Source organism: Corynebacterium sp. USCH3, assembly GCF_037619475.1.
In the GTDB taxonomy this organism is placed as follows: domain Bacteria; phylum Actinomycetota; class Actinomycetes; order Mycobacteriales; family Mycobacteriaceae; genus Corynebacterium.
The window spans coordinates 77089-102559 of the sequence record NZ_JAQPZT010000005.1; the positions used below are offsets into that span (position 1 = coordinate 77089).

The following is a 25471-nucleotide window of genomic DNA, read 5'->3' on the forward strand; positions in this document are numbered from 1 at the left end:
CGTCCTCACCTTCCCGAGCCGACGGTCGTGGACGGCTCGGTCACCATCCGCACGTACAGTGCGGTCTGGTCGAAGGCGGAGCCGAGGGTGTGGGGGTTGCTGAGGTCGGAGATCTCGTCCCAGCGTGCGGCGATGCCCTCGGCCGTGCACTCCTCCGGTGGCAGAGCGACCGGCTCCGCCTCGAGCATGCGGGAGACGGCGAAGACGCCGGCACCGGCGCCGAGGATGACGCCGGTCGGCGCGTCCGGCGAGACGAGGAAGACGGCGCCGGGGGCGACAGTCTCCGGGCCGAGCTTGGCTGCGGCGTCCTCGTCGATGAGGCCGTCGGTCATGCGGGTGGCGGCGGTCGGTGCCAGCGCATTGACCTTGATTCCCTTGCGTGCGCCCTCGATGGCGAGCACGTTGGACAGACCGACCAGGGCGGACTTCGCCGCACCGTAGTTGGCCTGGCCGAAGTTGCCGTAGATGCCGGAGGCGGAGGTGGTCATGAGGATGCGGCCGTACCCCTGCCCGACCATGTGGTGCCAGGCTGCCTTGGTGCAGTTCACCGAGCCCATGAGGTGGACGTCCACGACGGTGCGGAAGTCGGCGAGGTCCATCTTCGCGAAGCTCTTGTCGCGGAGGATGCCGGCGTTGTTGATGAGGATGTCGATGCGGCCCCACTTCTGCACGGCGCCGTCGATCATGGCGGTGGCGGCCTCCTGGTCGGCGACGTCGGCGTCACTGGCGACGGCGGTTCCGCCGGCGGAGGTGATCTCGTCGACCACGGCGTCGGCGTTGCCGAGGTCGTTGACGACCACGTTCACGCCACGCTCGGCGAGGGCGAGGGCATGGGCGCGGCCCAGTCCCCCGCCCGCCCCGGTGATGACGGCAACCTGTCCTGCGAACTCTTCCATGTCACGCCTCTCTGATATCGACCTGCAATACTGACGAGTATTATGTGACGCGAGTCTCACTGGTGTCAAGGTTTTGTTTTGTGACACGTCTTCACCGAGCCCTCTTCCCGCATCGGCCCGGCCGGTTCCGACGGCCGGCGAATCAACGCCGCACGCCCGTACTTCCCCCCACATCCCGTAGAGCCCCGGCCGGAGCCGAAAACCCCCGGACTACACGGACAGTGTCCTGACCTGTGCAGCAGCCAACGTATCCAGCTCTTCCTGCATCCCTGGTACAGACGAGGACACAAGGAACGTCGTGTTTCCCACGGTACCCACGACGATATCCGCCGTCGCATCGTCGGCGGGACCTCCAGCGACCATCTCGCCGTCCTCCACCGAGGTCGACAGCTGCGCTGCCACGAGACTGTCTGCTCCTTCGATCTCGAGGTCACGCGACTCGGCGGTGTACCGCATCGTGGTGGCATAGTCGCCCTCGCCGCCGGTGCGGGTGAACTCGGACCAGATGTCCATGTCCACCGGTGCCCCAAGGGCACCAGAGGTATCCACGAACACCATGATCTCGCGCCCCGGATCACTGTCGGCAGACACATCGTCGGCGAAGCTGGCTATCGCCGCTGAGGGTGCATCGCCACCCAGCAGGGGGAAGACGTCACCGACGCTGGTCGACAGTGCGGCACACTCTTCCGGGGTGACCGACCCCTGGAGCGAGGGGAACTCCGGAACGGAGAACAGGTCGGCGGTCTCGGCGAATTCCGCTGTCAGGTCGGTCCTGACAAAACCTTCAGGCGTGTCCTGATCACCGACAAGTAACGAAGAGTGGTCTGCGTGCTGTTCTGCAGACGCGACAGCGGATGATACTGCCCCGCTCACCGAGGCGGGGGTGCTGGATGCGGTCGTGGCCGAATCGTCTCCGCTGCAGGCGGTCATGCCCAGCACCGCGGTCATCGTTACGGCAGCGCACGCACCGGCGCGGGAAAGAAGTTGGTCATCGTTGTCCTTTGATCCAGTAGAAAAGCACAGTTAGGAAGCGGCGCGCATAGTGTTGAACAAGGAGTTCATGTATTCCTCCCTGAACCGGTACCCGTGCCCGGTATCGAGCAGGAATCCTTTATCTACACGATCATCCCACCACGTTGTAAGGAAAAATTTTGAGTAGCTGAAGCCGATGTAACCGGGGCCAGTGCCGAAAGATTCAGTAATCATCGTCCGGAAACTAGGAATGTCGGAGTCTCCGGCACTGTTCCTAAAGTCCCGCACATCTCGAACTTCCCTCTGTTCGCTAAGAAGCCACATGAACATGTCGAGTAGGGTGCGCGAATACTCGTCATTTTCTATCAGATACGGTGCCGGTTGTGAGACTTTTCGAGATGCAGCGGTCCGCACCAACGCCTCGGCGTCACTGACCGGGGAGAGGTGAATCATTCGAGTGAGTTCGTCGGAAAGCGGCCCGGTCTCTGCCCCGTCAACAGGGGTGAGTGCGGAGCTGTCACGAACATCATCCTGACGAGAATCATTGCGGTTCCGCACGATGATGTCGACGAGGTCGTCGAAGGAATCGGCAAGCGTGGTAATCTCACCGCCTTGCTCGGTATCTAACAGCAGGATTGACCCACGTGGGTGGTCGGTCAGTTCGTAGTTGATGACGATGCATTCGTGCATTCCCGCCTCTGATGTTGCAAAGAGGAGAACTTCTTCAGGCAGTCCCCATTCTCCGGAGAGGAAAGGAACTACCTGATCGATATTGTTTTCCGCGCCGTTGGAGGCGGTGCCGTTTCCCCAGATTTGATCAATACTTATGCCGTCCTCAACACCGTCCTCGCTGTCGCGTCGAGAATCGGGGAAGGGGATGAAACTGTTGGAGCTGTCCACGATGCCGCAGCCAGTCTCTGTGAGGATGGTTCGGTAGGATTGTGGTAGGTGGCGGCCTAGGGCGGACTCGATCTCGAGGACTCGGTTATCGTCGCAGGCTTGCCCTCGATGAGAGAATCGTACTCCTGTGGAACCGGTACTGTTCTTCATTGGTTTATGTCCTTTACTGCTCCGCTCCAGAGGGCGTACCCGCAAGTGTGGGGGCGGTATTGCGCAAGTCCTCCTGTAGTAACTGGATTCTTCCAGCGTCTCATAGTGAGACCACCCCAGCCCAACGTCTTTCCGACACTGCCCGTTCAGCAGCCGGGCCATCGGATGTGTTCTCGCGATTGCCCTATGCGACGACGTGTGAGCCGACAGCGCCTTTGGAGGCTCTTCACCGCCTTACCTAGGAATTCACTTTGTCCAGCAGCTCCTGCAGCTGTTCGCGGGTCACCGCTCCCCCGCTGAAGGTGACGATCCGGTCGAGCGGGATGCTCGCCATCATCTTCACCATGTCGACGCCCAGACCGTCGCCGTCACCGCCGTCCCCCGTCATCCCGCCGAGAACGTCCCCGAGCGCGTCCGCCACGGCCGGCACCTCCAGCGCCTCACCGAGGGTGGACTCCAGGGTCAGCGGGACGTGCACCTCCTCACCCTCCAGATCGGCCTCCACCGAGTCACGCAGATCCCTGCTGGACGACCCCACGTGGACCACATAGCGCCCCGGCTCCAGGACGAACTGGCCCACCCGCACATCCCAGTACTCCAGGTCGCGTCGGTCCAGGTGGATCTCGATCTCCTCACGCTCACCCGGCTCCAGGGTGACCGAGCCGAATCCGGCCAACACCCGCGGCGCCCTGACCTGCCCGGACTCCGGCACGGAGACATAGGCCTGCACCACCTCACGCCCGACGCGACGTCCGGTGTTGGTCACCCCAACGGTGACGGTGATGCCGTCGCCGTCGTCATCCGGCTGCCCGAAGACGTCGTCGTACTCGAAGGTGGTGTACGACAGGCCGTGGCCGAACGGGTAGGCGACACGCAGGGCGCGCGCGTCGTACCAGCGGTACCCCACGAACAACCCCTCGCTGTAACGCACATGCCCGTGCTCCCCCGGAAATTCCAGGTAGGCCGGGGTGTCCGCCAGTCTGGCGGGCAGTGTCTCGGTGAGCTTGCCGGACGGGTTGACCTCACCGGTGAGGACGTCGGCGATACCCGCGCCGCCGCCCTGGCCGAGCAGGTTGGCGTCCAGGATCGCCGGGGCCAGGTCGCTGACCTCCCCCAGATCCAGTGCCCCGCCGTGGGACAGCACCACGACCACCCGCTCCTGCACGGCGCGGACGGCACGCAACAGGGCGAGCTGCTCTGCCGGCAGTGACAGGTCGGTCCGGTCGAACCCCTCGGACTCCTGGTCCGGGGACAGCCCCAGGAACACCACGGCGATGTCCGCGTTCGCGGCGTCCTCGACCGCCTCGGCGAGGAGCCCGGCGTTGCGCCCCGACCCGTCGGTGGTGAACCCCGCCGCGTACGTCACCGGGGCGGCGAGCCTGTCCTTGAGCAGCTCCAGCGGTGAATCGAGGCGGGTCGGGTTCACGTGCGAGCTGCCGCCCCCCTGGTAACGCGGGGTCTCGGCGAAGGGACCGATCACCGCCACCGAGCCGGTCACCCCGGAGGCCGCGATCGGCAGGATGTGCCGGCCGTCAGCCTCGTCGTTCTTGAGCAGCACGATGGACCGCGCCGCAGCCTCCCGGGCGAGGGCGTGGTGCCTCTCCACCGCGTCGTCGTCGAAGGACGTCGGCCGCTTCGCCGCGGTCGCCCGGCGGGCCAGTGCCGCCACCCGCTCCGCGGCGGTCGTCACCACGTCCTCGTCGAGCTGACCGTTGCTGACCGCGGTCACGACCTCGCCGTCGGCGACTCCACCGTCCGACGGCATCTGCAGGTCGAGACCGGCGGCGACGGACCGTACCCGTCCGCCGACCGCACCCCAGTCGCTGACGACGACGCCGTCGAAGCCCCATTCCCCGCGCAGGATGTCGGTGAGCAGCGTCCGGCTGTGCCGGACCGGGACCCCGTTGACGGCGTTGTACGAACACATCACGGTCCAGGGGTCGGCGTCCTCGACGATCCTGCGGAAGGCCCGCAGGTAGATCTCGTGCATCGGACGGGGGTCGACGTCGGAACTCGCCCGCATCCTGTCGTGCTCCTGGTTGTTCAGCGCGAAGTGTTTCAGGCTGGCCCCGACTCCCCCGTCCTGCAGGCCGGTGACCCAGGCGGTGCCGAGGACGCCGGCCAGGTGCGGGTCCTCGGAGTAGTACTCGAAGTTGCGGCCACCCAGCGGGGAGCGCTTGATGTTCACCCCCGGGCCGAGGAGGACCTGGACGTCCTCCGCCTGCGCCTCCTCGGCGAGTGCGGCGCCGATGCGTTCGACCAGGTCGGGGTCCCAGCTCTGGCCGAGGCCGGCGGCCGGCGGGAAGCAGGTCGCCGGGACGCTGCCGGCCAGTCCGAGGTGGTCGACGCCACCTGTCTGCTTACGCAGGCCGTGGGGCCCGTCGGTCAATGTGACGGAGGGGACGGCGCCGACATCCTTGGTCTGCCAGAAGTTCCTGCCGGAGCCGAGGCCCGCGCGGTCGGACAACGACAGGGCGGCGATGTCGGTGGTGTCGGGTGGTGTGTGGTGGGTCATGGTGTCCTTTGTACTGCCGAACGGGGATTCACGCCGGGAAGTCGCAGGTGCCGCCGACAGGACGTCCGTGGAACCGGTCCAGCAGGAACGGGATACCGAAGGCGCTGCCGGAAACCGCCTGGAGGAAGTGGTTCTGGTCGCTGATCTCGGGGAGGATGTCGTCGCGGTAGACCACGGGCGCCCCGTCCGCGCACCATTCGGCGGCGAGCTCACGCGCCTGCCCGTAGGCGACGGTCTTGTCGTGACGGCCCGAGACGATCATCGTCGGGGCGGCGGGCGTGCCGTTACCGATGCGTTGCTCGTTCATGGCGTGCACGCCCTCCGGGATCTCCCCGAGGAGATCGTCGAGCCGGCGTCCGTCAGCAGTCCACTCGTCAGTCGTCTGGTACCCGTAGGTGTCGCCGATCTCGTCGGTGCACATGCCGGCCAGGTCGTCGAGGACGTCGCGGCCGTGGTCGGACAGGTGTGTGTCGAGTTCCGCCGCCAACGTGGGGTAGCGGGCGTTGAGCCCGTTGATGGTGAACCCGATCGCGCCGACCAGGTTCGACCCGTCGATGGTGCGCTGCACCGCCTCCAGGTCGGCGGGCGGGGCCGAGGCGTAGGCACCGACCACGTCCAACTCCGGGGCGTAGCCGGCGACCGCCTCCACCGCGGCTGTCGACGCGCCACCTCCCTGGGAGTGCCCGTAGAACGCGACGTCACCGAAGCCGCCTCCCCGCTGGTCGGTGAGGGTGCGGGCGGCGCGGGCGGCGTCGATCATCGCGTGGGCCTGCTCCGCCCGGTTCATGTAGGTGTGCATGCCCGGCGTCCCCATTCCCACATAGTCGGTCACCACGACCCGGACACCCTGGCTGGCGAAGACCCAGTCGTACGCCCCCTCGAGCGCGACCGTACGCCCGGACTCCAGCGGATCAGGCTGGTTGTCCAGCGGCCAGTTCCGCGACGGGGCGCACTGGTCACCCTGGCCGACGGTGCCCCTCCCGACGACCACGGTGGGACGCTCCCCCGGCCCGGTCCACGGCACGGTCGGCTCGACGACGTACCCGCTCACGGCGATCGTGTCGCCGGCCATGCCGGTGGTGGAGTACATCATCTTCTGCACCCGGTCAGGCACGGCGAACTGGTGCCCGTCCGGACCCGACGGTGCCGGCGCATAGGGCCCCGGCATCGTGCGCAGCACCGTCCCGGGAGCCCCCGGCGCCAGTCCGGAGGTGTCGTAGAAGGGGTCGGTGTCCGCCGCCTCCACCCGGGGTGCAGTTCCTCCCCACGGCAGCGTCTGCGCCGCCACCGGGGCGACCGCCGTCAGCGCCGCCGCCGTCAGCGCAGCAGTCAGCGCTGCCCCTACCGCCGGAAACACAGTCCTGTTGAACCGCTGCGCCATGACCTGCACTCCTCCGCATGAATGTTTCTGTGGCTACGTTTCTCCTCGAACCTACTCCCCGGCCCCTTGACTGGCACCGATAAACAGAAAAGACCACATGAAACCACTCACCCGGAACCTTTCCCAATGAGGTGGCCAGGAGTACAGTCTCCGCAAGACCACCCGTCCAACCAGAAACGAGTGCCATGTCCGACACAACCCGGTCCCGCCCCGTCCACCTCGTCATCATGGGGGTCAGCGGCAGCGGAAAAACCACGATCGCCGAGCAGCTGGAACAGCACACCGGCGTGCCCTATGCCGAGGCCGACGTCTTCCACCCCGAGGCGAACAAGAAGAAGATGGGCTCCGAGCAGCCCCTCAACGACGACGACCGGTGGCCCTGGCTGCGGGAACTGCGGGACTGGATGACCGCCCAGGCCGAGAAGGGCCACTCCACCATCGTGACCTGCTCGGCACTGAAGAAGTCCTACCGCGACGTCCTCCGCGAGGCCGTCGGTGACGAGTTCTTCGTCCTGCTCGACGCCCCGGAGGACGTCCTCGCCGCCCGCATGGAGGTCCGCAAGGGCCACTTCATGCCGGCGTCGCTGCTGCGCTCCCAACTCGACACCCTCGAGGGCCTCGACGCCGACGAGAAGGGCATCACGGTCGACGCCACCGACACACCGGAGGCCCTCACCGCCGAGATCCTGTCCATCGACGCACTGTCCGTGCTCGTCCGCGAAGGACGGCCGCAGTGAATGAGCTGAGCAGCACCGCCGGAGACAGCCAGCTGGTCGTCGCCGCCGTCATCGGTATCGCCCTGATCATCGGGCTGATCGTCTGGGCGAAACTCAATCCGTTCCTGTCCCTGATGATCGGCTCCGCCGTGCTGGCACTGGTCGCCGGCACCCCCCTGGTCGACGCGTTCGGCAGCTTCACCCAGGGCTTCGGCGGCACCGTCGGCGACGTCGGTGTGCTCATCGCCCTCGGCGCGGTGATCGGCCAGTTCCTCGTGAAATCCGGTGCCGCGGACAGTATCGTCGACGCCTTCCTCGACCGCACCGCCCCGGGACTACGGCCCTGGGTCATCGCCGGTCTGGCCATGCTGCTGGGCATCCCCCTGTTCTTCGAGGTCGGCATCGTCCTGCTCATCCCCGTGGTCATGCTGGCCGCACGACGGTCGCAGCTGCCGGTCATGCTGCTGGGCATCCCCGCCCTGGCCGGCCTGTCCGCGCTGCACGCCCTGGTGCCCCCGCACCCCGGCCCGCTGATCGCGGTGGATGCCCTGGGCGCGAACCTAGGCCTCACGCTGGCCCTGGGCCTGCTGGTGGCAGTGCCCGTCGTCGCGATCGCCGGCCCGTTGTCCGCCAGGTTCATGGCCCGGTGGGTGCCGGTCGAGGCACCGACCTCGATCTCCGGGCAGGACATCACCGACACCACCGTCCCCACCGGCACCGACCGCCCGTCGGTCGGCCGGGGGCTCACCGTGGTGCTGCTGCCGGTGGTGATGATGCTCTCGCGCACCGTGGTGGAGTCCCTGCAGGTGTCCGAGAACTCGGTGGTGTACAAGACCTTCGAGTTCCTGGGTGAACCGATCGTGGCCCTGCTCGCCACCGTGCTGCTGGCGATGTTCTTCCTCGGCTTCGGGGTGGGACGCAGCCGCCAGGAGGTCTCCGACCAGGTCGGAGGTGCGTTCGGTCCGATCGCCGGTGTCATCCTCATCGTCGGCGCCGGCGGCGGATTCAAGCAGACCCTGGTCAACACCGGTGTCGCCGACGTCGTCGGCGAATGGGTGCAGAGCGCGCCGGTCTCCCCGCTGATCGCCGGCTGGCTGGTCGCCGTGTTCATCCGCCTGGCCACCGGCTCGGCGACCGTGGCGACCGTCACCGCCGCCGGCATCATGGCGCCGGTCGCCGCCGGCATGGGGTCGACGGAAGTCGCCCTGATGGTGCTGGCGATCGGAGCGGGTTCGGTGTTCTTCTCCCACGTCAACGACGCCGGCTTCTGGTTGGTCAAGGAGTACTTCGGCATGACCGTGCCGCAGACGCTGAAGACGTGGTCGTTGATGGAGACGGTGCTCTCCGTCGTCGCCCTGGGTGTGGTCCTGCTGGTCCACCTGGTCATCTGACCCGGGCACCCACACATAGGGCCACCCCTCCGGGTGGCCTCATACCTGCTGGTCAGGGCACTGGTAGGGTCGTGGCACTTTCCCGATACGCAGCACGCAGATGGGAGCACGAACCATGACCGACCAACTGACCTTCGACAACCCCGTCACCCGCTTCGCCAGGATCGAACCGCCCGAGCAGCACCAGCCCGAACCGGGACTGGACGCCGAACTGGTCCCCGAAGCTGACATCGGGGCCACCAGCTACCGTGGCACCGGCCGTCTGGAGGGACGCCGGGCCCTGGTCACAGGGGCCGACTCCGGCATCGGCGCGGCCACCGCACTCGCCTTCGCCCGCGAGGGAGCCGACGTCGCCCTGGCCTACCTGCCCGACGAGGAGCAGGACGCCCGCCGCGTCGCCGATCTCATCGAGGCGGAGGGACGCCGCGCCGTCCTGCTGCCCGGGGACCTGGCCGATGAACGGTACTGCACGGACCTCGTGGAACAGGCCGTCACGGAACTCGGCGGACTCGACGCCCTGGTCAACAACGCAGGTCGTCAGATCTCGGTACCACGTTTCGCCGACATCACCGACGAGCAGTGGAGGCAGACCTACGAGGTGAACCTGCACGCCATGGTGCGGGTGACCAGGGCCGCCCTCCCCCACCTCGGCGCGGGTGCGACGATCGTGAACTCAACCTCCATCCAGGCCTACGACCCCTCGGACCACCTGCTGGATTACGCGTCCACCAAGGCCGCGATCAACAACTTCACCAAGGGACTGGCCACCCAGCTGGCTCCGGAGGGGATCCGCGTCAACGCCGTGGCACCCGGTCCGGTATGGACACCCCTGCAGGTCTCCGACGGCCAGCCCAAGGAAGCACTGCCCGAGTTCGGTCACAACACCCCGTTGGGCCGGGCAGGCCAGCCTGTCGAACTCGCCCCGGCCTACGTCTTCCTGACCTCCCCGGAGTCCAGCTTCGTCGTCGGATCGACGATCCACGTCAACGGCGGACAGATGACCCCGTGAACCCCGTAGACCCAGCAACGTACCCAGCAGAGTAAAAGGACACACCATGAAACTCGACATCATCCGTACCCTCAGCGACGCCGACGGCCCCTTCGTCACCGTCTACCTGGAGGGACGCAGCCCCTCTGAAGACGCCGAGGACCAGCTCCGGCTGCGCTGGAACGCGCAACGCGAGAAACTCGCCGAGGCCGGCGCAGGTGAGGACACTCTCTCCGCGATCGACGAGGCACTGTCGACCAGGACCGTCACCGAGATCCAGACCGACGGTCGTGTTCTCGTCGCCCACGCCGACGGCGTCCTGCTCAACGAGCCCTGGGACGCCCAGCCGGGCGCCGGGGACGACTCATCCTTCGGTGACATCCCCGAATTGTCGGCGTACGTCCGTGAACGCGCCGGTGCCGTGCGTATCCTCCTCGCCGTCGTCGACCAGACCGGTGCCGTCGTGCGCCGACTCGTCGCCACCGAGGACAGGAACCTCGACGACTCCGGTGAGGAGACCGTGGAGAGCCGCAGTGACGAGCCCGTCCGCAAGCCTCGCGAAGGAGCACTGTCCCACAACCAGATCCAGCGACGTGCCGACGAGGCGGTCAAGCAGAATGCCCGCGGCATCGCCGAGCACCTGGACAGGACCGCCCGCAACTGGGCCCCGGACGTCGTGGTCCTCGCCGGGGAGACCCAGGGCCGCACCGCGGTGAAGGACGAGCTGAGCACCGCGCTCGCTGAGATCACCCAGGACACTGACGAGGGTGGACTCGCCGACACCAGCGGCGACAACGCCCAGGAGGCCCTCGACCGTGCACTCGGCTCCATCGCCAGCGACATCGCCGCCGGTGCCGCACTCGCCCAGGTCGACCGCTTCGAGGAGGCCCGGGCCCGTGGCAGGACCGCCGAAGGTGTGCATGCGGTGACCCAGGCCGCCGGTATGGGCGCCGTGGAGACACTGCTGCTGACCTACGACTCCCCCACGCGAGGGGAGAGCGAGGCAGTGGTCAGTTGCGCGCAGGTGGATGCCGACGTCGCACTGATCGACGCCCCGCTGTCCGGCGACATCGCCGCCATCCTGCGCTTCGAGGCTCCCGAGGAGCTCGGTTCCGCGGAGTTGAACGGATGATCCGACTTTGCACGGGGGCAGGGGGTAGGTCCTGAGCACCCAAGACGGGCCGGGGTTCTTCGGCCGACTCCGGCATATGGTCTCCAGCCCGGAAGGCTCGACCGCGGGCCTGCAGATCGCCAAATGCGTGATCGCCGCAACCGGTGCCTGGTGGGTCTCGGTCACCTTCCTTGACACCAGTTTCCCGTTCCTCGCCCCGTGGGTCGCCCTGCTGACCATTGACGCGACGGCCTACCGGACGCTGTCGCGTGGAGTGCAGTCCACCATCGCCTCCCTGCTGGGCATCGGTGTCGCCTTCCTCGTGGGGCATGTCCTCGGCGTCTCGCTGTGGACCTACGCCCTGGCGCTACTCGTCGGGCTGGTCCTGGCTCGGGTGCGGTGGATCCGCGACGAGGGCGTCACCGTCGCCACCATGTCCATCTTCATCCTCAGCGACGGTTTCTCCGAGCAACAGCAGCAGTTCGGCGACCGCATGATCGAGATCGGCGTGGGTGTACTGGTCGGCGTCGTGGTGAACCTGCTGGTCCTGCCCCCGCTGCGGGACAGGCAGGCCTCCCGCTACGTCGACAACGTCAACGAACGCATGGGGTCGGTCCTGGAGAACATGGGCGAGGAGTTCGCCTCGTCCTGGGACACCGACCGGGCGGACGCCTGGATCGAGGAAACCGACTCGATCACCCGGGAGATCAACTCGGCATGGTCGGTGGTCCAGTTCGCCCGGGAGAGTCGGCGGGTCAACCCACGCTCCTACCTGGACCGTCTGCGTCGTGCCCGGGCACGGGGCCAGCAGACCCCGGATCCCGGAGAAGCCAGCTGGGAGGACATCCTGCGCCGGGCCGACGAGGGCGCGTCCCATCTGCGCAACCTCGCCCGGACGCTGCGCGAGGCGTCCTACGCGCAGGGTGAGTGGGACACCCGCTTCCGCGAGGAGTGGGCGTCGGTCGCCCGCGACGCCGGCCGTGCGGTGGCCGACCCGGATGCCGAGGTCGAGTCACTGTCGTCACGACTGGACCAGCTCACCGAGGACCTCTCCGACCACGACAATCTTCCCACCAGCCACTGGCCGGTGTACGGGACGATGATCACCGGACTCCAGCACATCGTCGAGATCGTCGACGACGTCGCCTCGTCGCGGGAGGCTCGCGACCCGTCGGAGAACTGAGCCGTCGGTCAGTCGGCGGCGTGCCGGGGCCCTGACGTCGCACTCTCCCCACGGGTACGCCGCAGACTGCGACCCCGCGCGGCGTCCTCCTCCAGCTTCTCGTCCTGCTTCTCGCTGGCCGCGGTGTCGCGTGCAGGAAGCCGCAGGTCCTCCTCCGCGCGGATCCCCGCCTGGAGCTGCCGGGCCCGCTCGATCTCACTGTCGATCTCCGCGCCGAAGAGCAGCGAGACGTTCATGAGGTAGATCCACAGCAGAAGGATGATGACGCCGGCGAGGGCCCCGTAGGTGGCGTTGTAACTGCTGAAGTTCGTCACGTAGAAGAAGAACACCAGGCTTCCCACGATCACCGCGACGATGGCGATCAGGGCGCCGATGCTCACCCAGCGGAACTTCGGCTGCCGGACATTCGGTGTCGCGTAGTAGAGCAGGGCGACGAGGAACACCACCGCCGCGACGAGGATGATCCATTTCGCCACACCCCAGACGGTGAGTGCGGTGGCTCCGAACCCGATGGCGTCGCCGACCTGCTCGGCGACCGGTCCCGACAGGACAAACACCATGACCGCGACGGTGGCGAGCGCCAGGATCACGAGCGTGAGCAGGTACATCTGCACGTTGACCTTCACCACGCCTCGGCCCTCCGGAACCTCATGGATCCTGTTCATCGCCCGGCCGAAGGCCTTCACGTACCCCGATGCGGACCACAGTGCAGTCACCAGACCCACGACCAGTCCGAAGCCGGCCGCCGGGGCCGTCAACACCGACTCCAGCGCAGGGCGGACGGTCTCCCAGGTATCCGCGGGGATGATCCCCTCGGCCTGATCCATCAACGAGGTGACCGATTCCTCGTCCTGTCCGAACAGGCTGAGGATCGACACGACCGCGATCAGCGCCGGGAAGATCGACAGCACCGTGCGGTAGGTCAGCCCCGCCGCGAGGTCCAGGCACTCGTCCACGGTGAACTGCCTGACCGTGGTGCGTACGACATGTTTCCACGACTGGGACGTGAGCTCGACAGGTGTGTCGGCCTTCCGGGGGTCCTCCGGTGCGGGGGCGTCCGCCGGATCACCGGAACGTTCCTGATCCTGCGGCGTGTTCGCGTTCATTTTGTCAGGCTATCAGCTTTCCGGGGGACCACGGCCGCGACCGGACAGGGCGTTCGTCCCGGGTGTTCGACCGGTCCCGTTCGAACACCGTCAACCATGTCCGGCGCCGGTGCGATGCTGGGTGACGTCCTTCGAGGAGAGGACGCCTCCCCGGACCGACATCACCCGGTCCCCCACCCAGACAGAGAGACGTTTCACCATGACCACCAGTGTTCAGCCCCAGGGCATGCAGTTCCCTCCGACGCAGGAGACCCCGACCAAGAAGCCCTTCTACAAGAGGGTCTGGTTCATCGTCCTGACCGTCGTGGTGTTCATCGCCATCGCCGTCGCGGCCACCGGTAGCGAGGATGACGCCGCGGAAGCCACCGGCGAGACCCCGGCCGCAGCAGCCCCGACCAGTGACGACGTGGCCGACGGTGCGGCTGCGGATGCGGCTGAGGAGGTCCCGGCCGCAGTCCCGGCCGACGACGCCCCTGCTCCGGACGCACCGCAGCCCCCGGCATCGCCGGAGGTCCCGCGCGAGTACCAGTCCGCGCTGCGGAAGGCCGAGACCTACTCCGACATGATGCACATGTCGAAGGCCGGGATCTTCGAGCAGCTGACCTCCGACTACGGCGAAGGTTTCTCCGCTGAGGCGGCTCAGTACGCCGTCGACAACGTCGAGGCTGACTGGAACAACAATGCGCTGGAGAAGGCGCGGACCTACCAGGACACGATGAGCATGTCCCCGTCGGCGATCCACGACCAGCTGGTCTCCGAGTACGGCGAGAAGTTCACCGTCGAGGAAGCCGACTACGCCCTGGCGCACCTCGAACAGTAGGTGGGGACCACGTGGTGTCGGCTCCCCACCGCAGTTCAGTCGTCAGTCGACCATCTCCACGACGACCCGCTCTGCGGACACCAGGCAGCGGAACTGCTCCCCGTCCGTACGGGCCCCGTGGGTGACCTCGACGCCGTCGCGGTGTTCCGCGAACACCTGCCCGTCGATGACCCACCGGTCGCCGTCCCGGTCAACGGAAGCCCCCCACAGATCCAGTTCCGCCTCCTTGCCGTAGCCGGTCTCCCAGCGGACCTCGTCGCCGCAGTGGGTGCGGGCCTCCGACTCGCGCAGGCCACCGGGCCGATCCAGGTAGGACTGCCCGTACCACCACACCACCACTGCCCCGGTGACGACCAGGGCCACGAGCAGTACGACGACGGCGGTCAGGACCTTAGGGTCAGGCCTGCTGCTCATGACGGTCCCCGGCGGCCTGAGCCTCGGCGTCACGCGCGTCGATGCGCAGGACCAGGGCCAGGACGAAGACGAGTACCGCGATCCCGGCACCGAGGAAGAACGCCACGTGGACACCGTCGACCAGTGCCCCGGTGGGGTCCGACGCCGAGGAGTTCGCCGAACCGATTCCCATCACCGCGATGAACAGCGCGGTACCGGCAGCACCGGCGAGCTGCTGCAGGGTGTTGAGGATCGCTGAACCATGCGAGGAGATCTGCTTCGGGACAGCCGCCAAGGCATTCGACATCAGCGGTGTCATCAGCAGCGACAGGCCGATGTTGAGCACCACCGCGATCGACGCGAGGTACCAGAAGGTCTTGTTCTCGTCGAGCATCAGCAGCAGGCCCATGGCGACCACCAGGAGCGCACCACCGGGGATGATCAGGGGGCGGGTGCCGTGCGCGTCATAGAGTCGCCCGACGATCGGGCCCATCGCACCCATGATGATGCCGCCGGGCAGGGTCACCAGACCGGTCTGCAGCTCGGAGAGCCCCAGCACCGTCTGACCGAAGATCGGCATGATGATGATGAACCCGAACAGCGAACCGAAGGACAGCAGCATCAGACCAAGGGACCAGGAGAACTCCCGGACCTTCAGCGGGGTGGTGTTCATCAGCGGGGCACGGTGCTCACCGGCGGCCTGGGCACGCATCAGCATGCCCTGGCGACGGAAGAAGGCCACCAGGACGAGTGCGCCGACGACGAGGCACACGACGGCCACCGTCGGGAAGCCCTCCGCGGCCTTCGACAGCCCGGAGAGGCCGTAGATCGCCGCGGCGAAACCGACGGCGGACAGCAGCACGGACACCGGGTCGAAGGGCGGCTTGCCGGGCTCCTCGAAGTTACGGATCTGCCAGATGCCCATCAGCAGTGCCACCAGGGCCAGCGGGATCATGACCAGGAAGATCCAGCGCCAGCTGGCCAGCTCGAGCACCAGGCCGGCGAATGTCGGCCCGAGTGCCGGCCCCACGGCGATGACGATGGTGACCAGGCCGAAGACCGAGCCCCGCCGCTCCACCGGGATGAGGTTCATGATGGTGGTCATCAACAGCGGCATGATCAGTGCGGTACCCGCGGCCTGCAGGACACGGCCGGCCAGCAGCGCGGCGAAGATCGGCGCAGCGGCGGCCAGCACGGTTCCGGCGAGGAACAGTGAGAGGGCGACGATGTAGATCGTGCGCAGGGTCAGGCGCTGCATCAGGTACCCGGTGGTCGGGATGACCACCGCCATCGTCAGCATGAAGACGGTGGTCAGCCACTGCGCCACGTCCTCCCCGACGTTGAATTCGCGCATGAGGCTGGGCAGCGCGTTCGACAACGCGGTCTCGTTGAGGATCGCGACGAACGCGGCGGCCACGAGGATGCCGATCAGAAGCCCGACGTTCACGCCCGAGGTGTCCGGGCGCGAGTCAGACCTGGGTGTGGTTTCTGCCATGGAGGTCCTCCCAAGAAGATGCATGACGACAGCCGCACACGGAACTAGCGTGCGGACGCTGTCGTCGGTGGGCTGCGGTGGCGAATGCCACGCCGCAGCGATTGGCTCGGGATGAAGGCAACCAAAAGACCCCTGTCAGGGGTCGTGTCACATGTGCCCGGGGCCGCCTTGGGCGAACACCACACTCCCGTGCTCAAGCCTTGCCATCTTAGAGGGCGGCACCCGCCGCCGCAACAGTGCAGTACAGCCGGTCAGTTGCGCTGAGGTGTCCCGGCGGCTCCCCCGGCCCCGGACCCGTCCCCGTGGTCGGCTCCACCATCGACCTCACCATCGACCTCGTGCTCGGTAGCCTGGTCCGTCGGCTCAGGCTGTCCGGATGCCTCGACCCCCGCGTCCCCTCCCGCGGTGATCTCGCCGGCCGTGGTGTCCGTCGATCCTCCGGCGAGTTCGGCACGGATCTGGTCCAGCCGGGACGATGCCGCCATGTCCCGCCCGCTGGTCTCGATCTCGGCCATCCGTCCCCGCACGCTGTTCTCGGTGAGTTCCTGCGCGCCGAGCGCGGTGGCGTAGCGTGCCTCGATCTTGTCGCGGACGCTGTCGAGGGTGGGCACGCTGTCGTCCGCCTGGATCCCCTGCATCGACTCCAGCGCCTGGTTGGAGCTCTCCTGCATCTTCGCCTGGTCGACCTGCGCACGCAGCTGGTCGATCTGGCCCATCTGCTCCTTGAGCCGGACCTCCGACTGCTTCTGCTGCTGCTGGGCCTGCTCGGCGGCCTGGGTCGCCTGGGCATGCATCTTCTTGGTGTCTTCGATCTCCTGCTCCACGGTGACGAGCTGGGTGGCGAAGACCTCGGCGGTGTTGGTGTACTCGGTCGCTGCGGCGGAATCGCCCGCGGCGCTGGCCTTGTCTGCCTGCTGCAGGGCGGTACGGGCGTTGTTCTGCAGCTTTTCCTGGTCCTTGACCAGGCGGTTCAGCGTCATCTCGAGCTGGTTGCGGTTACCGATGATCCGGGCGGCCGACTCCGTGACGTCGCGGTGCTGCTTCTTCGCCGCCTCGATGGCCTGCTGGATCTGGACTTTCGGATCCGCATTCTCCTCGATGGTGGTGTCGAGGGACTGCATGAGGTACTTCCAGCCCTTCGAGAAGGGGTTCGCCATGGCGGTACTCCTAACGGTGTCGTGTCCGGGTCTCGTCCGGTCGGGTCCGTTCCCCAGCATAAAGGGTTTTCGGCCGGTACGCCCCGCAGCCGGAGGTCGGGTTACCATCGGACAGCATGACTACCACCGCTGCCTGTATCGAAGCCACCTCCGCCGGAGCTGACCTGACGAAAGGGACTCTCACCCGGCGCGACCTGCGGGCCGACGACTGCCTGATCGAGATCCGCTGGTCCGGTATCTGCCACTCCGACATCCACACCGTCAACGGCGACTGGCCGCACGACAACTTCCCGATGGCCCCCGGACACGAGATCATCGGCACCGTCCTCGAGACCGGCGCAGACGTAACGCGCGTCGCCGTCGGTGACATCGCGGGCATCGGGTGCATGGTCGACTCCTGCGGCGAATGCGCGTCCTGCACCGCCGGTGAAGAGAACTACTGCCTCAACGGCATGACCGGCACCTACAACAGCGTCGACCGGCGCGACGGTTCCATCACCCAGGGCGGTTACTCGACCCACATCGTGTGCCGCGAGGACTTCCTGATCCGCATCCCCGACATCGCCGGCGGTCTGGACAGCGAGACCATGGCGGCGATGACGCCGTTGCTGTGCGCCGGCATCACCACCTACTCCCCCCTCAAGCACTGGGGAGTCGGCCCCGGCTCCCGTGTCGCGGTGGTCGGCATGGGTGGCCTGGGCCACGTCGCCGTGAAAATCGCCTCCGCCCTCGGAGCCGAGGTCACGGTGTTCTCCCACGGCACGTCGAAGAAGGAGGACGGCCTACGCTTCGGTGCCTCGTCCTACGTCGCCACGGGCGGCGAGGCGGCCGACACCTTCCACAAGGCCCACGCCGACGAATTCGACCTGATCCTCAACACCGTCTCGGCGGCCCTCCCGATCCACCGTTACATCAGCATGCTGGCACCCGACGGCACCCTGGTGATGCTCGGCCTTCCCCCGGAGGGCATGAACATCCGCGCCAACCAGCTCACCGGGCGTCGGAGGAGCGTCGCCGGATCGAACATCGGCGGTATCGCGGAGACCCAGGAGATGATCGACTTCTGTGCCGGGCACGGGATCACCGCGGAGATCGAACTCGTCACCGCCGACCAGGTGAACGACGCCTACCGGCGCGTGCTGGGTTCTGAGGTGCGTTACCGCGCCGTCATCGACGCCCGCACGATCTGAGACGTCCCCCGCGCCCCCCCTTGCGCGCCCCCAGCGCGTCAGCTGTTCTGCTCGGCGACCTTCTTGCGGACGTCGTCCATGTCCAGCCCCTCCACCTCAGTGATCAGGTCGGTGAGGGCCTTGGGCGGCAACGCGCCGGCCTCGCGGTAGACCAGGATGCCGTCCCGGAACGCCATCAGGGTGGGGATGGACTGGATCTGCAGTGCCGCGGCGATGTCCTGGTTGGCTTCGGTGTCGATCTTGCCGAACGTGTAGTCCGGGTACTTCTCGGACACGTTCTCGTAGACCGGCCCGAAGCGCTTGCAGGGTCCGCACCACTCCGCCCAGAAGTCGAGCAGCACGATGCCGTCGCCCTGGATGGTGTCCTGGAAGTTCTCGCTGGTGATCGTTGTGGTGGCCATGGCCGTACCTTCCTGACTGCTGGTGTCGCTTGGGGTTGCTCTTGTTCCGCATCCGGTACAACGTCCCCGGGGGCGGGGCGTATTCCACCGTTACCGTCCCCCACGGTACCGGTGATCGGCATTCGCCGCCGCGCGTCGCCCGGTTCGCCTGTGGCCGACGATCTGCTCGGATAGGGTCTGGATACATGACTACTCAGACGTCCGGCCGTGGTCCGGCCACCGGTACCTACAAGTTGTGGAAGAAGCTCAACGGCAGCGCCCCGGGGCGCGGACTGTTCTCCCTCGGGTTCAGCCTCAAGGCCCCCTACTTCCGGACGGTGTTCCCGCGCATCCGTGTCGCCGAGCCGGGGCGCGCGGTCGTCCGCATCGGTGACTGGTGGGGCGTACGCAACCACATCGGCACCTTCCACGTCATCGCGGCACTCAATGGAGCCGAAGCCGCCATGGGCATGCTCTGCGAGTCCACCGTGCCCACCACCCACCGGTGGCTGCCCCGCGGCATGCGGGCCGACTACCCCACCAAGTCGACCGGCGGGCTGACGGTGACCGCTACCGCGGACTTCCCCGACTTCTCCACCATCACCCGTGAGACCGGGGGCCAACTGATCACCCTGGATATCGCGTTGATCGACGACGCCGGCAACGAACCCGTCCACGCCGAGATCGACGTATGGGTCTCCGCGAAGAAGAGCTGACCGCGCCTACCAGTCAGCCACCCAGTGGCCGAGAGCGAAGGCGGCGACCGCCAGGATCGCCATCCCCGTAACGGACACGACGGCGGACATCGTCCGCCCCCGGCGGAACACCAGGACCGCGTCTGCCGAGGCGCTGGAGAAGGTGGTGAACCCTCCACAGAGGCCCGTGCCGACCAGTGCAATGATCCACCAACTGTCGGTCAGCCCGTACAGGACGCCCAGCACCAGGGATCCGAGGGTGTTGATCACCAGCAGACTGACGAGCACGTCGCTGCTGGCACGCTCCTTGATCGCGGCGTCGATCCGCCACCGCAGCCACGACCCTGCACCGCCGCCGAGAGCGACGAGCAGCGCCGCGACCAGGGACACCGTGCCCGTCATGCCGCTCCCCCGTCCCCGCGCCCGTCCGTGCGCCCGTCCGCAGGGACGAGCCGCTCCCCGCACCACATGCCGGCCCGTGCGAGGAGCAGGCCCAGCACCACCGTCCCCACGAGGTAGACGACCGGACCGAGCAGCCCGCCGGCGTCCTGCACCGTCGCCGCCGCAATCGCGGAGTAGGAGGTGAACCCGCCCAACAGGCCGGTGCCGAGCGTGACCCGGATCCTGTTCCTGCGGCCCGGTGCCCCGTCGCGCCCGGTGTCCCTGACGAACGGCAGGGCGCCGACAAGCAACCCCATGGCGAAGGCCCCTACCTGGTTGACGACCAGGAGGGGCCAGAGGGATCCCGCCACGCCGGTGTCCACGGTGAACGCCCACCGCAGAAACGCACCGGCGGCTCCCCCGATGAAAACGAGTACGCCGAAGCGGCGCTGCTCTCCCACGGACGCTGTAGTCATGTCCGTGATGCTAGAGCACCGTCAGCCGGTTATCACGCGTTCCGGGTTGCCGAGATGTCGAAGTTGAGCGTGATCTTCTCGGAGACCAGCACCCCGTCGCTCTTCAGCGGGGTGTTCCAGGTCAGGCCGAAGTCGGTGCGGTTGATCACGGTGGAGCCCTCGAAACCGATACGGCTGTTGCCCCACGGGTCGGTCACCTCACCGTCGAACTCGAAGTTGATGGTGACCGACTTGGTGACGTCCTTGACCGTCAGGTCACCGGTGACCACGAGCGTGTCGTCGCCGTCGGCGTGGATCTCGGTGGAGGTGAAGGTGATGGTGGGGTAGTTCTCGACGTCGAAGAAGTCGGCGGACTTCACGTGCCCGTCGCGGTCGGCGTTGCGGGTGTCGAGGGAGCCAGCCTGGATCTCGACGGTGATGCTGGCGTTCTCCAGACCGGCGTCCGTGGATGCCGAACCGGTGAACTCGGTGAAGGATCCACGGACCTTGGTGACCATGGCGTGGCGCGCGGTGAAACCGATCTCCGAGTGGGCCGGGTCGATGGTGTAGGTGCCGTTGTAGTCGTTGATGCTGCTCATGATGTTATTCTCCTGGATCTGAGACTGATGCACGGGGAGTTCAGTGCGTTACAGGAGCCAGCGTAGGCCCGGGTAGTTGATGTGTCAACTACTTGTTTACTGTGGTTGAATGGGGGCATGACGAACAGGAAGACGACCCCCTGGCTCTCCGAGCCCGAGCAGTGCCTGTGGCGCTCCTGGCTGTCCGTGGCGCGGAACATGGACTCCGCCCTGGCACGTGACCTCCAACGCGACACCGGGCTGTCCATGGCGGACTACGAGGTCCTCGTGAACCTCTCCGAGGCGACGGGGCACCGCATGCGCATGGCCGTCCTCGCCGACCGGCTCACCTGGGACCGGTCGCGACTGTCGCACCAGATCACCCGCATGATGAACCGCGGCCTCCTGGCGAAGGAGACCTGCAACTCCGACGGTCGCGGTACCTTCGTCGCCCTCACCGACCACGGGTTGACGACCATCCGGGACGCCGCACCCTCCCACGTCGCGTCGGTCCGGCGCATGATGTTCGACGTACTCAGCGACAAGCAGGCCACGGAACTGCGCGCCATCCTGACGACGCTGGCCGAACAGTTCGAGGAGTAGTGTAGTCACACTCCCCGGCTGAGGTCCGAGAACTTCGAGTAGTGCAGCTGGTGGGCGACCTGGATCGTGCCGATGGGGCCACCGCGGTGCTTGGCGAGGATCAGGTCCGCCTCGCCAGCGCGCTCATGGTCGCGGTTCTGCGCGTCCGGCCGGTTGATCAGCAGGACGATGTCCGCGTCCTGCTCCAGCGAACCGGACTCACGCAGATCGGACACACGCGGCAGCGCATCGTCACCACGGGACTCCACACCACGGTTGAGCTGCGAGATGGCGATCAACGGGACGTCGACCTCCTTGGCCAGCAGCTTGAGCTGGCGGGAGAACTCGGACACCTCCTGCTGACGCGACTCGACCTTCTTGCCGGAGCTCATCAGCTGCAGGTAGTCGACCACGATCAGCCCGAGGTCGTGCTTTTGCTTCAGTCGGCGTGCCTTCGCCCGGATCTCCGTCATCGTCAGGTTCGGCGAGTCGTCGATGTAGATGGGTGCGTTCTCGATGGCGGTCACCCGCTGGGTCAGTTTGTCCCACTGCGAGTCCACCATCTTGCCGCCGCGCATCACCGACAGCGGCACCTCCGCTTCGGCGGAGAAGACACGCATCATCACCTCGGACTTGCTCATCTCCAGGGAGAACAGCACCGAGGCGCGGTTCTGCTGCACCGAGACCGACCGCATGAAGTCCATGGCGAGCGTGGACTTACCGACACCGGGGCGGGCGGCGACGATGATCATCTGGCCGCCGCGCAGCCCGTTGGTCATCTCGTCGAGCTCACTGAAGCCGGTGAGCACGCCTTCACCCTGACCGTCACCGTTCTCCAGCGCGTCCAGTTCGTCCATCGTGGACTCCAGCAGGTCCTGCAGCACCATGTAGTCCTCTGAGGCGGACTCGTTGGTGATGTTGAACATCTCCTGCTGCGCGCGGTCCACCACGCTCTCCAGTTCGTTGCCCTCCAGACCGGAGTACCCGTACTGGACGATCCTGGTACCCGCCGAGACCAGACGCCGGAGGACGGCCTTCTCGGCGACCAGGTCGGCGTAGTAGCCCGCGTTCGCCGCCGTCGGCACCTTGGACGACAGCTCATGCAGGTACGGGGCACCCCCCACACTCTCGAGGATGGCGTTGTTGTCCAGCCGTCCGGCGAGGATGACAGGGTCGACCTCCATACCTTCGCCGTAGAGCTCGAGCATCGTCTCGTAGATGGTCCGGTGCGCCGGGCGGTAGAAGTCGTCCGGGCGCAGCCGTTCCACAACGTCGGCGATGGCGTCCTTGCTCAGCATCATGCCGCCGAGTACACCCATCTCCGCCTCGGTGTTCTGCGGCATCTGTCGCGGTTCAGCGAAGGCACCTCCGGCGTTGGCGGGGTTGGCACCGGTGTCGCGCCGGCGGTAGCCCCCACGACTCCCCGAGGACCCCTGCGAGCCTTGCTGTGCGGACGGGAACCCTGCCGGGGCACCCTCCCCGGCCCAGTCGTCGGGCTCCGGCGGCAGCGGTGCGTCCCCCATGTCGTCAGCGAAACTGTCGCGTGCCCGTTCCGGTGTACTCATGGCGCTTACCTTAGACCGCGCCGGTCCCTCACGTCACCTCCCGGAGACCCGCCTGTGGAGAAGTTGTCCACAGGAGGTGTGCACGTGTTGTGGACAACGTGTGCATTCATCGGCCGAGCGCCCGGTGGACTGTGGACAACGTGTGGACACAGAAGGCCGTGACCTGCCGTTATCCATAACAATGCAGGTCAAGAGCGGTGACATGTGAAATATAAACAGAATCACCCCGTGGATAACCCGGGTTACCGCTGGCCAGCTAGGGCACGACTGACATCCACCGAGGTCACCGGCGGGCTGTTTTATGCGCATATATGCCGCATATCCGGAATATACCCAGAATGTTGTCCACTGTTGTCCACAGTTATCCACAGGGCAGTGGAAAGGTGTGCACACCACTCCTGCCCGACGGTGGCCCAGGTGGCCTCGGACATGCCGAAGGCCCGCCGATCGGTCGGGATGACCGGGGCGGGCCTGTCTGGCGGTGCTGTTGTCTTACAGATGGTGGCGTTCTTCGCCGCCGATGCGCGGGGAACCCGGACTACGGACACGGGCCGGGTGTCTAGGCCGGCAGCCCCGGGTGTCTGGGCCGGGGAGCGTCCGGAGAACCGTGGAGGGTTCCTGCGGCAGGGGAGGCGAGGAGAGAACTACTTCTCTGCGACGACCTTGAAGTTCAGCGACGCGACGACCTGCGGGTGCAGCTTCACGTCGACGTTGTAGGAACCGGTCGCCTTGACGTCACCCTGGTTGAGGACGATGGTGCGCTTGTCGAGCTCGCGACCGCCGGCAGCCTTCACGGCGGCGGCGACGTCCTCGGCAGTGACGGAGCCGAACAGCTTGCCCTTCTCCGACGTGCGCACGGTGACCGTGACATTGTTCAGACGGTCGACCTCGTCCTTGACCTCGCGGGCGTGGTCGAAGTCGCGGATGACCTTGTCCTGCTGGGCACGGCGGATGTTCTCCACCTGACGCTCAGCGCCACGGGTGGCGGTGATGGCGTAGCCGCGCGGCAGCAGGAAGTTGCGTCCGTAGCCGGCCTTGACCTCGACGATGTCACCGGGGACACCGAGGTTGTCGACGGCGGCGGTGAGGATCAGCTTCATGATCCGTAGCCTTTCATGGTTTCGGTAGATCCCGAAGGATCCGGGGATGAACTCACACGGCAGATCAGAACGGCGGTTCGTCGCCGCCGTCGAAACCGGACTGCGGAGCGGAGTTCCACGGATCGTCGTCCGGCGCGGCGTTACGCCCGCCGAACCCACCCTGGTTACCGGCGTTGCCGCCGTAACCCTGGCTGGGCTGACCACCCTGGTTTCCCTGCTGACCGCCGAAACCACCCTGGCCCCGGTTTCCACCGAAGCCTCCCTGGTTACCGGCCTGGCCGCCGCCCTGCGGGGCCTGCTGGCCACCGAAGTTCCCACCCTGACGGGGGGTCTTGGTGACCTGGGTCGTGGCGTACTTCAGGGACGGGCCGACCTCGTCGGCCTCGACCTCGAACACGGTGCGCTTCTCGCCCTCACGGGTCTCGAAGGAGCGCTGCCGCAGACGGCCGGTGACAATCACCCGGTCACCCTTGGTGAGCGAGTTCGCCACGTTCTCGGCCGCCTGGCGCCACACGTTGCATTGGAGGAACAGTGCTTCGCCGTCCACCCACTGATTCGACTGGGAATCAAACCGGCGCGGCGTGGAGGCCACACGGAAGTTCGCGACGGCGGAACCGCTGGGGGTGTACCTCAGCTCGGGGTCCGCGACGAGATTTCCGACGACGGTGATCGGGGTATCTCCCTGTGCCATGTCAGTTTCTCCTGTCAGTCGGTGTCAGTGTCGGTTCGACGTTGATGCAGATGCCGCGAGGACGCTTACTTGGCGTCCTTGCGCAGCACCTTCGTGCGCATGATGATGTCGTTCAGGTTCAGAACGCGGTCGAGCTCCTGGACGGTGGCCGACTCACAGTTCAGGTCGACGACAGCGTAGATGCCCTCGTCCTGCTTGTTGATCGGGTACTCCAGGCGACGCTTGCCCCAGATGTCAACCTTCTCGACCGTACCGTTGTCCTTGCGGACCGTCTCCAGGAACTTGTCCAGGGACGGGGAAACGGTGCGCTCATCCTGTGACGGGTCGATGATAATCATCATCTCGTATTGACGCACGGACCTCATCACCTCCTGTGGTCTAGTGTTTTTCGGCCGTATCCGGGAGTGGACACGGCAGGAGGGTTCGTTGCGTCAGCAACCTGGCCAGGATACACGCCGAACGCGGTGGACCCAAGTTATCCCGACGCAGGTCCCGCCGTCCCCCAGAAGAGCGCGACAACCACGGGGACCACCGTGATGAACACGATGGCGGCGCCGAACAGCCCCCAGATCACCGCGGGACGGCGCTTCGCCATGAAACTGGCGAAGGATCCGCCGAACAACAGGAAACCGATGAAGACGCTGCCCATCGTGACCAGCAGCTCAGTGCTCGACATACCG

Annotated in this window: 27 protein-coding genes; 9 read left to right on the top strand and 18 right to left on the bottom strand. The window is 66.7% G+C overall.

All coding sequences use genetic code 11. The annotated features are described in order from the left end of the window. Window positions 1–5: 5 nt before the first annotated feature. The 5 genes from PQI66_RS11395 to PQI66_RS11415 form a co-directional block, all read right to left on the bottom strand. Window positions 6–896: an SDR family NAD(P)-dependent oxidoreductase gene (locus PQI66_RS11395; protein ID WP_339998406.1), complete on the bottom strand. Its 891-nt coding sequence runs from the start codon at window positions 894–896 to the stop codon at window positions 6–8. A 210-nt stretch (window positions 897–1106) separates the two neighbouring features. Then, window positions 1107–1826: a hypothetical protein gene (locus tag PQI66_RS11400; RefSeq protein ID WP_339998409.1), complete on the bottom strand. Its 720-nt coding sequence runs from the start codon at window positions 1824–1826 to the stop codon at window positions 1107–1109. Window positions 1827–1919: 93 nt separating this feature from the next. Beyond that, window positions 1920–3080, bottom strand: a complete 1161-nt coding sequence (locus PQI66_RS11405; RefSeq protein WP_339998411.1) for an SMI1/KNR4 family protein — start codon at window positions 3078–3080, stop codon at window positions 1920–1922. 76 nt (window positions 3081–3156) lie between these two features. After that, on the bottom strand, window positions 3157–5433 hold the full coding sequence (locus PQI66_RS11410; protein ID WP_339998412.1) for a glycoside hydrolase family 3 C-terminal domain-containing protein: 2277 nt from the start codon (window positions 5431–5433) through the stop codon (window positions 3157–3159). A gap of 28 nt (window positions 5434–5461) precedes the next feature. Continuing rightward, window positions 5462–6814: a lipase family protein gene (locus tag PQI66_RS11415; RefSeq protein ID WP_339998414.1), complete on the bottom strand. Its 1353-nt coding sequence runs from the start codon at window positions 6812–6814 to the stop codon at window positions 5462–5464. A 185-nt stretch (window positions 6815–6999) separates the two neighbouring features. On the opposite strand from PQI66_RS11415, the gene PQI66_RS11420 reads away from it, so the two are divergent. From PQI66_RS11420 to PQI66_RS11440, 5 genes are all read left to right on the top strand, one after another. Next, the gene (locus PQI66_RS11420; RefSeq protein WP_339998415.1) at window positions 7000–7551 is read left to right on the top strand and encodes a gluconokinase; all 552 of its coding nucleotides are present in this window, start codon (window positions 7000–7002) and stop codon (window positions 7549–7551) included. Further along, entirely contained in the window at window positions 7548–8921 is a 1374-nt protein-coding gene (locus tag PQI66_RS11425; protein ID WP_339998417.1) for a GntP family permease, read from the top strand. Before PQI66_RS11420 ends, PQI66_RS11425 begins: the two co-directional genes overlap by 4 nt. 115 nt (window positions 8922–9036) lie before the next feature. Further along, complete coding sequence (locus PQI66_RS11430; protein ID WP_339998418.1) at window positions 9037–9930, top strand: SDR family oxidoreductase; 894 nt, start codon at window positions 9037–9039, stop codon at window positions 9928–9930. 46 nt (window positions 9931–9976) lie between these two features. Next, window positions 9977–11041: a baeRF2 domain-containing protein gene (locus PQI66_RS11435; protein WP_339998420.1), complete on the top strand. Its 1065-nt coding sequence runs from the start codon at window positions 9977–9979 to the stop codon at window positions 11039–11041. Between the two features lie 76 nt (window positions 11042–11117). Continuing rightward, complete coding sequence (locus PQI66_RS11440; RefSeq protein WP_339998421.1) at window positions 11118–12203, top strand: FUSC family protein; 1086 nt, start codon at window positions 11118–11120, stop codon at window positions 12201–12203. Between the two features lie 8 nt (window positions 12204–12211). On the opposite strand, the gene PQI66_RS11445 is transcribed toward PQI66_RS11440, so the two are convergent. Continuing rightward, window positions 12212–13309, bottom strand: coding sequence for a YihY/virulence factor BrkB family protein (locus PQI66_RS11445; RefSeq protein ID WP_339998422.1), 1098 nt, complete (start codon window positions 13307–13309; stop codon window positions 12212–12214). A gap of 199 nt (window positions 13310–13508) precedes the next feature. On the opposite strand from PQI66_RS11445, the gene PQI66_RS11450 reads away from it, so the two are divergent. Next, window positions 13509–14129, top strand: a complete 621-nt coding sequence (locus PQI66_RS11450) for an Ltp family lipoprotein (RefSeq protein WP_339998423.1) — start codon at window positions 13509–13511, stop codon at window positions 14127–14129. Between the two features lie 42 nt (window positions 14130–14171). Here the strand turns inward: PQI66_RS11450 and PQI66_RS11455 are convergent, their stop codons facing one another. From PQI66_RS11455 to PQI66_RS11465, 3 genes are all read right to left on the bottom strand, one after another. After that, the gene (locus tag PQI66_RS11455) at window positions 14172–14543 is read right to left on the bottom strand and encodes a hypothetical protein (protein WP_339998425.1); all 372 of its coding nucleotides are present in this window, start codon (window positions 14541–14543) and stop codon (window positions 14172–14174) included. Continuing rightward, the gene (locus tag PQI66_RS11460) at window positions 14527–16017 is read right to left on the bottom strand and encodes a DHA2 family efflux MFS transporter permease subunit (protein ID WP_339998427.1); all 1491 of its coding nucleotides are present in this window, start codon (window positions 16015–16017) and stop codon (window positions 14527–14529) included. The genes PQI66_RS11455 and PQI66_RS11460 overlap by 17 nt, the downstream gene beginning before the upstream one ends. A 251-nt stretch (window positions 16018–16268) precedes the next feature. After that, window positions 16269–17174, bottom strand: a complete 906-nt coding sequence (locus tag PQI66_RS11465) for a PspA/IM30 family protein (protein WP_339998428.1) — start codon at window positions 17172–17174, stop codon at window positions 16269–16271. A gap of 116 nt (window positions 17175–17290) precedes the next feature. Between PQI66_RS11465 and PQI66_RS11470 the strand changes: the two genes are divergently transcribed. After that, window positions 17291–18364 (top strand): NAD(P)-dependent alcohol dehydrogenase, encoded by a 1074-nt coding sequence (locus tag PQI66_RS11470; RefSeq protein ID WP_339998430.1) that lies wholly within the window; start codon window positions 17291–17293, stop codon window positions 18362–18364. A 38-nt stretch (window positions 18365–18402) separates the two neighbouring features. Here the strand turns inward: PQI66_RS11470 and trxA are convergent, their stop codons facing one another. Next, window positions 18403–18765, bottom strand: a complete 363-nt coding sequence (gene trxA / locus PQI66_RS11475) for a thioredoxin (protein WP_339998432.1) — start codon at window positions 18763–18765, stop codon at window positions 18403–18405. 185 nt (window positions 18766–18950) lie between these two features. On the opposite strand from trxA, the gene PQI66_RS11480 reads away from it, so the two are divergent. After that, a complete protein-coding gene (locus PQI66_RS11480; RefSeq protein ID WP_339998434.1) occupies window positions 18951–19460 on the top strand; it encodes a hotdog fold domain-containing protein in 510 nt (169 codons plus the stop codon). Window positions 19461–19466: 6 nt separating this feature from the next. On the opposite strand, the gene PQI66_RS11485 is transcribed toward PQI66_RS11480, so the two are convergent. Genes PQI66_RS11485 through PQI66_RS11495 form a run of 3 tightly spaced genes read right to left on the bottom strand, consistent with a single transcriptional unit; the run spans window position 19467 to window position 20874 of the window. Beyond that, window positions 19467–19841 carry a fluoride efflux transporter FluC gene (locus tag PQI66_RS11485; protein ID WP_339998436.1) on the bottom strand — a complete coding sequence of 125 codons (375 nt, stop codon included), beginning with the start codon at window positions 19839–19841 and terminating at the stop codon, window positions 19467–19469. Next, window positions 19838–20296 (bottom strand): fluoride efflux transporter FluC, encoded by a 459-nt coding sequence (locus PQI66_RS11490; protein WP_339998438.1) that lies wholly within the window; start codon window positions 20294–20296, stop codon window positions 19838–19840. The genes PQI66_RS11485 and PQI66_RS11490 overlap by 4 nt, the downstream gene beginning before the upstream one ends. A gap of 32 nt (window positions 20297–20328) precedes the next feature. Further along, the gene (locus PQI66_RS11495; protein ID WP_339998440.1) at window positions 20329–20874 is read right to left on the bottom strand and encodes a YceI family protein; all 546 of its coding nucleotides are present in this window, start codon (window positions 20872–20874) and stop codon (window positions 20329–20331) included. Window positions 20875–20991: 117 nt separating this feature from the next. Between PQI66_RS11495 and PQI66_RS11500 the strand changes: the two genes are divergently transcribed. After that, the gene (locus PQI66_RS11500; protein ID WP_339998441.1) at window positions 20992–21456 is read left to right on the top strand and encodes a MarR family winged helix-turn-helix transcriptional regulator; all 465 of its coding nucleotides are present in this window, start codon (window positions 20992–20994) and stop codon (window positions 21454–21456) included. Between the two features lie 5 nt (window positions 21457–21461). Here PQI66_RS11500 and dnaB read toward each other — a convergent pair whose 3' ends face one another. From dnaB to PQI66_RS11525, 5 genes are all read right to left on the bottom strand, one after another. Next, window positions 21462–23000, bottom strand: a complete 1539-nt coding sequence (gene dnaB, locus PQI66_RS11505; protein WP_339998443.1) for a replicative DNA helicase — start codon at window positions 22998–23000, stop codon at window positions 21462–21464. Window positions 23001–23644: 644 nt separating this feature from the next. Beyond that, window positions 23645–24100, bottom strand: a complete 456-nt coding sequence (rplI, locus tag PQI66_RS11510; protein WP_339998444.1) for a 50S ribosomal protein L9 — start codon at window positions 24098–24100, stop codon at window positions 23645–23647. A gap of 64 nt (window positions 24101–24164) precedes the next feature. Further along, window positions 24165–24791 carry a single-stranded DNA-binding protein gene (locus tag PQI66_RS11515; protein WP_339998446.1) on the bottom strand — a complete coding sequence of 209 codons (627 nt, stop codon included), beginning with the start codon at window positions 24789–24791 and terminating at the stop codon, window positions 24165–24167. Window positions 24792–24856: 65 nt separating this feature from the next. Then, window positions 24857–25156 carry a 30S ribosomal protein S6 gene (gene rpsF, locus PQI66_RS11520; protein WP_339998447.1) on the bottom strand — a complete coding sequence of 100 codons (300 nt, stop codon included), beginning with the start codon at window positions 25154–25156 and terminating at the stop codon, window positions 24857–24859. A gap of 110 nt (window positions 25157–25266) precedes the next feature. Beyond that, entirely contained in the window at window positions 25267–25467 is a 201-nt protein-coding gene (locus PQI66_RS11525) for a hypothetical protein (protein ID WP_339998449.1), read from the bottom strand. Between the last annotated feature and the right edge of the window lie 4 nt (window positions 25468–25471).